Here is a 6,752-nt window from a genome sequence, read left to right on the forward strand (position 1 = left end):
TAGCGAGCCGGTATCAGTTAAATCGGCTGACCGAAATCTTTAAGCTGGCGGCCAAGCGTTCCAGTTCATGTACCGCATCGGAGGTTCGGGCCACCTTTTGGTTGTTGCCGTCGGCCATTTTGGCGATGCGCTCGACTTCCTCGGCTATCTGCCGGGTCTTGCTAAGTTGTTCTTGCGATAGCGCGGTAAGCGTAACCAGGTCGTCTTTCGTGACGGTCGCGCCTTCGTTGAGTGCAGCTAGCGAGGGCACCAGGTCGTCTACCGCACGGACGCCGCTCTCGACGCGTTGATTGCCAAGCTCCATCGCCGCGGAGGCTTTGGCGATTTCGTCCTGAATGGTTTCCAGCACCGTATGAATATTGGTCGTGGCTTCGCCCGTGCGGCTGGCCAGCTCCCGTACTTCGTCCGCCACGACAGCGAAGCCGCGCCCTTGATCGCCGGCTCGGGCCGCTTCGATGGCGGCGTTTAACGCCAGCAGATTGGTTTGCTCCGCAATCTGTTTAATGGTGGTGGCGATGCCGTTGATTTGCGTGGAGTACTGCTCCAGGCTTTGCACGCTACGGGAAGAGTCGCCGACGGCTTGGGCGATCTTTTTGATTTCCGACGAGGCCTTAGCGACAGAATCCTGCCCGGTCAGCGACATGGCTACGGCCTCCTCAGCTTTCGCCTGAGCCGATTCGGTACTGGTGGTGATGCCGGCGAAATTCTCGCTGACGCTATCGACGGTTGCGGCAATGGAGCTGGCGGCATCGCTTTGTTGGGCGGAGCCGGTGGTAATTTGATCGTAGGTCTCGGAAAGCTCTGTCGCCGAGGAGGATAGTTGCTCCGCCCCTTGTGCAATTTCGGCGATCATGCCTTGTAAACGTTCCTGCATCTTGCGCAAGGAATCCAAGAGACTGCCGAATTCGTCGCGGCGATCCTGCGGAATCTGACTGTTCAAGCGACCATGCGCAATACTATGAGCGACCTGCATTGCCAGCTGCAGCGGTTTCGAGATCGAGCGAATAGTCGATACGGCGAGGCCAATGGCGAGCAGGAAGCCGACCGCCACCAACCCAATCATGGAGGCGCGGAGCAACTGATAGGCGGCAATCGAGTTGTCGAACTCCTGGCGGGAGAGGGCTTCTTGATAATCCATCAAGGCGTTGACAGTCTCCACCAATTCGTCGAAGGCCGGATTGACCGCTATCCGAATCGTGGTCAATGCACCGCCGCTGGAGCCATCCAGGTAGGTTTGCACCGCTTGGTTGCGGGCCTCGTCATAGCGTTCCCAGCGTTCCTGAAATTCTTCGCGCAGAGCAATTTCTTCCGGCGTTTGGGCACGTTGTAGCAGCGTCTCGAAGTGGGCCAGGCCGCTTTCGTCGTACGCAGCCATGGCATCGAAATGCTCATGCGCGTGGCGCGTCAGTCGCGTTTGCATGGCGGTAAGCAAGCGCATGCGCGCTTTGTTTATGTCGTCCAGCCCTCGTCCGAGGGCGGCGAGCGGTACTGCACGGTCCTCATACGTCGAGCGCAGCTTTTCGTTAGCCGAGGCGAGTCCGTATAAGCCAAAGCTGCCGGTGGCTACAAGCAGCGCGAGTAAAACGCCGGAGAGTGCGTAAAGTCGATGACTGACTTTGATCTGTGCCAGTAAGTGTTTGAGTAGACCGACCATTGCTCATTCCCCCCCGCGTTGCCGGCGTTTTCGTTATCCCGGAAGTGCGAATCAGCTTTCCATATTATGAGATTCGTTAGATTGGATTGTAGTGTAACTTCACAAGAAACTACAATGTTATTGTGAGCCGCTAGCTTGGCTAACATGGGCTTGAGATAGGCCTTTATACAAACAAACGTAATAAGTATAAGCAGCCCGCTGTAACGCGAGGAGGCCGACGGATCTGCCGACGAGGAGAGGCGGGCGGTGGCGGTCGACGAGGCGCTTGGCAGTGGCCTGTAAGAGGTCGATAACGATATGAAGATACATTTTGGCGGCCGCCGAGGATCGGGAGCGATGCGGACCAAGGCATGGTTCGGTTTAGGATTATTACTAGTCGGGGCCGCCTGGCTCGGTTACGACGCATTGGCGAAAGCCGATAATCCCGTCGCGCAACTGCCCGAGCCCGAGCGCTGGATCGAACACCTGGAACAGGATCTCATGCCATTTTGGATGCACGCCGATGCGCGCGGTGTGCCTAAAGGTGCCTACCCGACTTTCCGTTGCCGCGACGGTAGCGTCTTAAATGTCGAAGCGCCTTGTCCGGAATTAGCGCAAGCGCCGTCCTGGGTGCGCGATTATATCGACCGCGACTATACGCGGATGCGTTCGCGCCAGGCCTACACCTACGGCGTGGCGTTTCACATGACGGGCAAGCCGGAGTATTTGGCGCTTGCGAAAGCTGGGGTAAATTGGATTCGCGAACATGCCCTGGACCCTGAGACCGGCTCGGCGATTAGTTACTGGCACGACGGCGAACCGGGGCCGGCGACACTTGCCCGCAACACGCAGGATTTGGCCTATGCCCAGTTAGGCATGGCGATGTATTACTACCTCACGCGCGACCCCGATGTGCGGGAGGATATTCTTCGTCTTAAACGCCATATCTTCACGGTATATTACGATCCAGCGCACGATGAGCTGCGTTGGACGGTCGAAGGCGAAGAGGCCGGTCAGCGCGAGCTGGTGGCGCAGCTCGATCAGATCAATGCCTACATGTTGTTATTGGCGCCGATTCTGCCGCAGCCTTATCAGGCGGAATGGAAGCGCGACCTCAACTGGCTGTCGGAATTGCTGATTCGCGACTATTACTCCGACACGCACAATATTTTCTGGGGCACGCTGGGAGCGTCGGACAGCGATGCCTGGGGTGCCCGCCATAACGACTTCGGGCATAGCATCAAAGCGTTCTGGATGATTCATCAGGTAGGGACCATCACCGGCAATCGGCGCCTGATCGATTTCGCCGCGCCGCGGGCGGCGCGGATGCTGGCCGATGCCTTTGTCGAGGAAGGCGGGCATTGGGCGAACCGTCCACTGGAGAACGGCATCGACACCACGCCGGTTTGGTGGGCCTATGCCGAATTGGATCAGACAGCCGCGACCTTGGCGCTGCAAGACCCTGAACAGGCGCGCTATTTGCCCGCTACCTACCAGTTCTGGCTCGATAATATGGTGGACCGGAAGTACGGCGGTGTATGGGGGCATTACAACGAAGACGGCGAGCATGAGAGTAGTCCCAAGGCGCACTTGTGGAAGAACGGCTATCACGAGGCCGAGCATGCGCTGGTGGCGCTGATCACCACAGCGGCGTTGCGGAATGAGTCGGTCGATTTATATTTCGCGCCGACGGTGGCCGAGGCCGAGCTTGAGTTGCGGCCGTACTTTTCCAAGGCGAGGCGGAAATTATCGCCGCTGAAGAGGTGGGCGCAGAGCCGCGTCATCGTCGTATCCGGGTGCGTTTTTCCGAGCTGCGCTAAAGCGGATAGGCGCTGCGCCCAGGAGGGCGCAGCGTGCGATGGTTTAACGGCGTGGTAGATAGAGGTCGGTGAGTGTGCCGGCCTCCGCTTCGGCCGCCATGGCAACCGTTTCCGACAGCGTGGGGTGCGGATGCACCGTTAGGGCGATGTCCTCCGCCTCGCAACCCATCTCGATGGCCAGCGCGATCTCCGCGATCAGGTCGCCGGCGTTGGGGCCGACGATGCCGCCGCCGATAATGCGGCCGGTGGCTTTATCGAACAGCAGTTTCGTGGCTCCGTCGTCGCGGTCGAGGCTCAAGCTGCGGCCGTTCGCCGCCCACGGGAACTGTGCCTTGGAGAACGCCAAGCCCTCGCGTTTGGCCTGCTCTTCGGTGACGCCGACCCAGGCGACTTCCGGGTCGGTGTAGGCAACCGAGGGAATAACCCGGGCATCGAAGGCGCTTTTATGGCCGGCAATGACTTCCGCTGCGATCTTGCCTTCGTGTGCCGCTTTGTGCGCCAGCATGGGTTGACCGACGATGTCGCCAATGGCGTGGATGTGCGGTACCCGCGTGCGGAGGAATTCGTCCACCTCGATAAAGCCCTGCGCGTTCGCCTCAAGCCCCGCCGCGGCGAGATTGAGGTTATCGCTATTGGGGCGGCGGCCGATGGCAATCAGTACGCGGTCGAAGCGGGCTTCGTCCGGTGCGTCTTTGCCTTCCAAACGGACGGTAACGCCGCGATCGTCGGGCTGTAGCTCGGCAACGCGAGTATTGAGATAGATATTCTCGTAACGGCCTTTGATCCGCTTGAGAAGCGGTTTGACCAAGTCCGCATCGGCGCCGACCATCAGACGATCGGCCAATTCGACCACCGTAACCTGGCTGCCCAGCGCCTCGTATACCGTTGCCATTTCTAAACCGATGATGCCGCCGCCGACGACGAGGAGCCGCTTCGGCACTTCTTCGAGCTCTAGTGCATCGGTCGAATCCATGATGCGCGGATGATTGAGATCGAAGCCGGGCGGGGCAACCGGTCGCGAGCCGGCGGCGATAATGCAGTGATTGAACTGGATGCGGCGACTGCCGCCGGCTTGTTGCACCGTCAGTGCGTGCGGCCCGAGGAAGTCCGCTCGGCCCTGCACGACTTCCACTTGCCGTTGTTTGGCAAGCCCTCTCAAACCGCCGGTCAAGCGGCCGACGACTTTGGATTTCCACTCCACGAGCCGCGGTACGTCGATCTTCGGCTTGCCGAAAGTAATCCCTAAATCGCTGAAATGGGAAGCTTCGTCCAGTACCTTGGCCGCATGCAGCAGGGCTTTCGAAGGAATGCAGCCGACATTCAGGCAGACACCGCCCAGGCTTGGGTAGTATTCGATCAGCATCGTCTTCAGGCCCAGGTCGGCCGCCCGGAAGGCGGCCGTATAGCCGCCCGGTCCGGCGCCGATGACCACGACGTCGCAATCGTATTCCCCGATGGTGGCGGCCTTCGGCGGCGTGCCGGCCGGTTGCGTCGGCGGCTCTTCCGGCGTTGCCGGTGCTTCGCTTCCTTGCGCCACGGTTGCCGGTGCCGACACAGAAGCTTCCAATAGGCCGATAAGATCCCCTTGCTTGACCTTATCGCCCGGCTTGATAGCGAGTTTTTGCACGGTACCGGCATGGCTTGCCGGTACCTCCATAGTGGCTTTATCGCTTTCCAAGGTGATCAAGGACTGTTCTTTCTCGACCTGATCGCCGGGACTTACCAGAACTTCGATCACATCCACGGCGTCGAAATCCCCGATGTCGGGAACTCTCAGTTCAATGGTTTCTGGCATGGTTGATTTTCCTTCTACAGCAGCAAGCGCCGGATATCCGCCAGGACGCCGGCGAGGTAGGCGGTGAAACGAGCGGCGGCGGCGCCGTCGATAACACGGTGGTCGTAGGAGAGCGACAGCGGCAGGATCAGCCGCGGGCGGAACTCCTCACCGTCCCATGTCGGTTTCACCGAGCTGCGGGAAACGCCGAGGATGGCTACCTCGGGAGCGTTAACAATAGGCGTGAATGCGGTGCCGCCGATGCCGCCCAGGCTTGAGATGCTAAAGCAGCCGCCCTGCATATCGGCCGGAGCGAGTTTCTTATCGCGCGCCTTTTGCGACAGGAGGGCAAGGTCTTCCGCGATTTGATAAATACTCTTCTTATCCGCATCCCGGATAACCGGCACGACCAGCCCCTCGGGCGTATCGACCGCCACGCCGATATGGCAGTAGTCCTTGAGAATCAAGGCGTCGCCTTCCGGGGTCAGCGAGCTACAGAATTCCGGGAACTCTCTAAGCGCAGCCGCCGCGGCCTTGACGATAAACGTCAGCGGCGTGAGCTTGATGCCCTTCGCGGCGGCGATATCTTTTTGAGCTTTGCGGAACGCTTCCAGCTCGGTAATGTCCGCCTCGTCGAATTGGGTGACGTGCGGAACATTGAGCCAGCTCCGGTGCAGGTGCGGGCCGGAGAGCTTCTTGATACGCGACAGCGGTTGCCGCTCGATCGGGCCGAATTTCTCGAAGTCGACGGCCGGAATCGGCTCGATACCCGCGCCGGCGGTTCGAGCAGCCGGTTCGGCCAAGCGTCGTTTGACGAAGGCTTTGACGTCTTCTTTGAGAATCCGACCGTTAGCGGCACTGCCTTGGACTTGGGATAAGTCCACCCCGAGTTCGCGAGCGAACAGGCGTACCGCCGGGCTGGCATGAGCCCGGCGATGCCCTTCGCGATCGATCCGCGGCGGAGCGGCGGCAGCCGCTTTGGCGACTGCCGAGTCGGCGGCTGGTTGAGGGGCCGGTTTTGGTGCGTCGGCGGTCGTTGACGGCGCCGGCTTAGGCTTAGGCGGCGGTTCTACGGCCGGCTCGGCGGTCGCGGGGCCTGCTTCGGCCCCGACCGGTTCGAGCGCTTCGGCGCGTTCCAGTAGTGCAATAGGGGTGCCTTGCTTGACCTTATCGCCGGCCTTGATCTTGATTTCCTTGATCAGGCCGGCCTCCGGGGCCGGCACTTCCATGGTGGCTTTATCGCTTTCCAAGGTCAGTAGCGATTGCTCGGCTTCGACCCGCTCGCCCGGCTGCACCAGCACTTCGACGACATCGACGGCATCGAAGTCGCCGATATCGGGAATCGTTATTTCCATGACGTTAGACACGAATACTCCTCCAACTCAAATGGCAGCAAGCTTAGGCTTTGATTGGATTGATTTTTTCAGGGTCGATGTTGTACTTCTTGATGGCTTCGCCGACTTTTTTCGCCGGTAGCTGGCCGTCATCGGCGAGCGCTTTGAGCGCGGCGACGGCGACGTAGTAG

Annotated in this window: 4 protein-coding genes; 1 reads left to right on the plus strand and 3 read right to left on the minus strand. The window is 60.0% G+C overall.

Annotated elements, in window-relative coordinates; translation table 11 throughout:
- Positions 1-13 precede the first annotated feature (13 nt).
- Positions 14-1,654, minus strand: coding sequence for a methyl-accepting chemotaxis protein (locus CAI21_RS10945; protein ID WP_116302319.1), 1,641 nt, complete (start codon positions 1,652-1,654; stop codon positions 14-16).
- Between the two features lie 336 nt (positions 1,655-1,990).
- Between CAI21_RS10945 and CAI21_RS10950 the strand changes: the two genes are divergently transcribed.
- Entirely contained in the window at positions 1,991-3,511 is a 1,521-nt protein-coding gene (locus CAI21_RS10950; RefSeq protein ID WP_181919377.1) for an AGE family epimerase/isomerase, read from the plus strand.
- On the opposite strand, the gene lpdA is transcribed toward CAI21_RS10950, so the two are convergent.
- Positions 3,497-5,248, minus strand: coding sequence for a dihydrolipoyl dehydrogenase (gene lpdA, locus CAI21_RS10955; protein ID WP_116302321.1), 1,752 nt, complete (start codon positions 5,246-5,248; stop codon positions 3,497-3,499). The genes CAI21_RS10950 and lpdA overlap by 15 nt on opposite strands.
- 14 nt (positions 5,249-5,262) lie before the next feature.
- Positions 5,263-6,594 carry a dihydrolipoyllysine-residue acetyltransferase gene (aceF, locus tag CAI21_RS10960; protein WP_116302322.1) on the minus strand — a complete coding sequence of 444 codons (1,332 nt, stop codon included), beginning with the start codon at positions 6,592-6,594 and terminating at the stop codon, positions 5,263-5,265.
- Positions 6,595-6,752 lie beyond the last annotated feature (158 nt).

Origin of the sequence: Alkalilimnicola ehrlichii (assembly GCF_003399765.1) — a bacterium.
Classification (GTDB): Bacteria; Pseudomonadota; Gammaproteobacteria; order Nitrococcales; family AK92; genus AK92.

Coding starts and splice junctions, on each gene's coding strand:
- CAI21_RS10945 (WP_116302319.1), bottom strand. CDS start 1,654: ATGGTCGGTCTACTCAAACACTTACTGGCACAGATCAAAGTCAGTCAT.
- CAI21_RS10950 (WP_181919377.1), top strand. CDS start 1,991: ATGCGGACCAAGGCATGGTTCGGTTTAGGATTATTACTAGTCGGGGCC.
- lpdA (WP_116302321.1), bottom strand. CDS start 5,248: ATGCCAGAAACCATTGAACTGAGAGTTCCCGACATCGGGGATTTCGAC.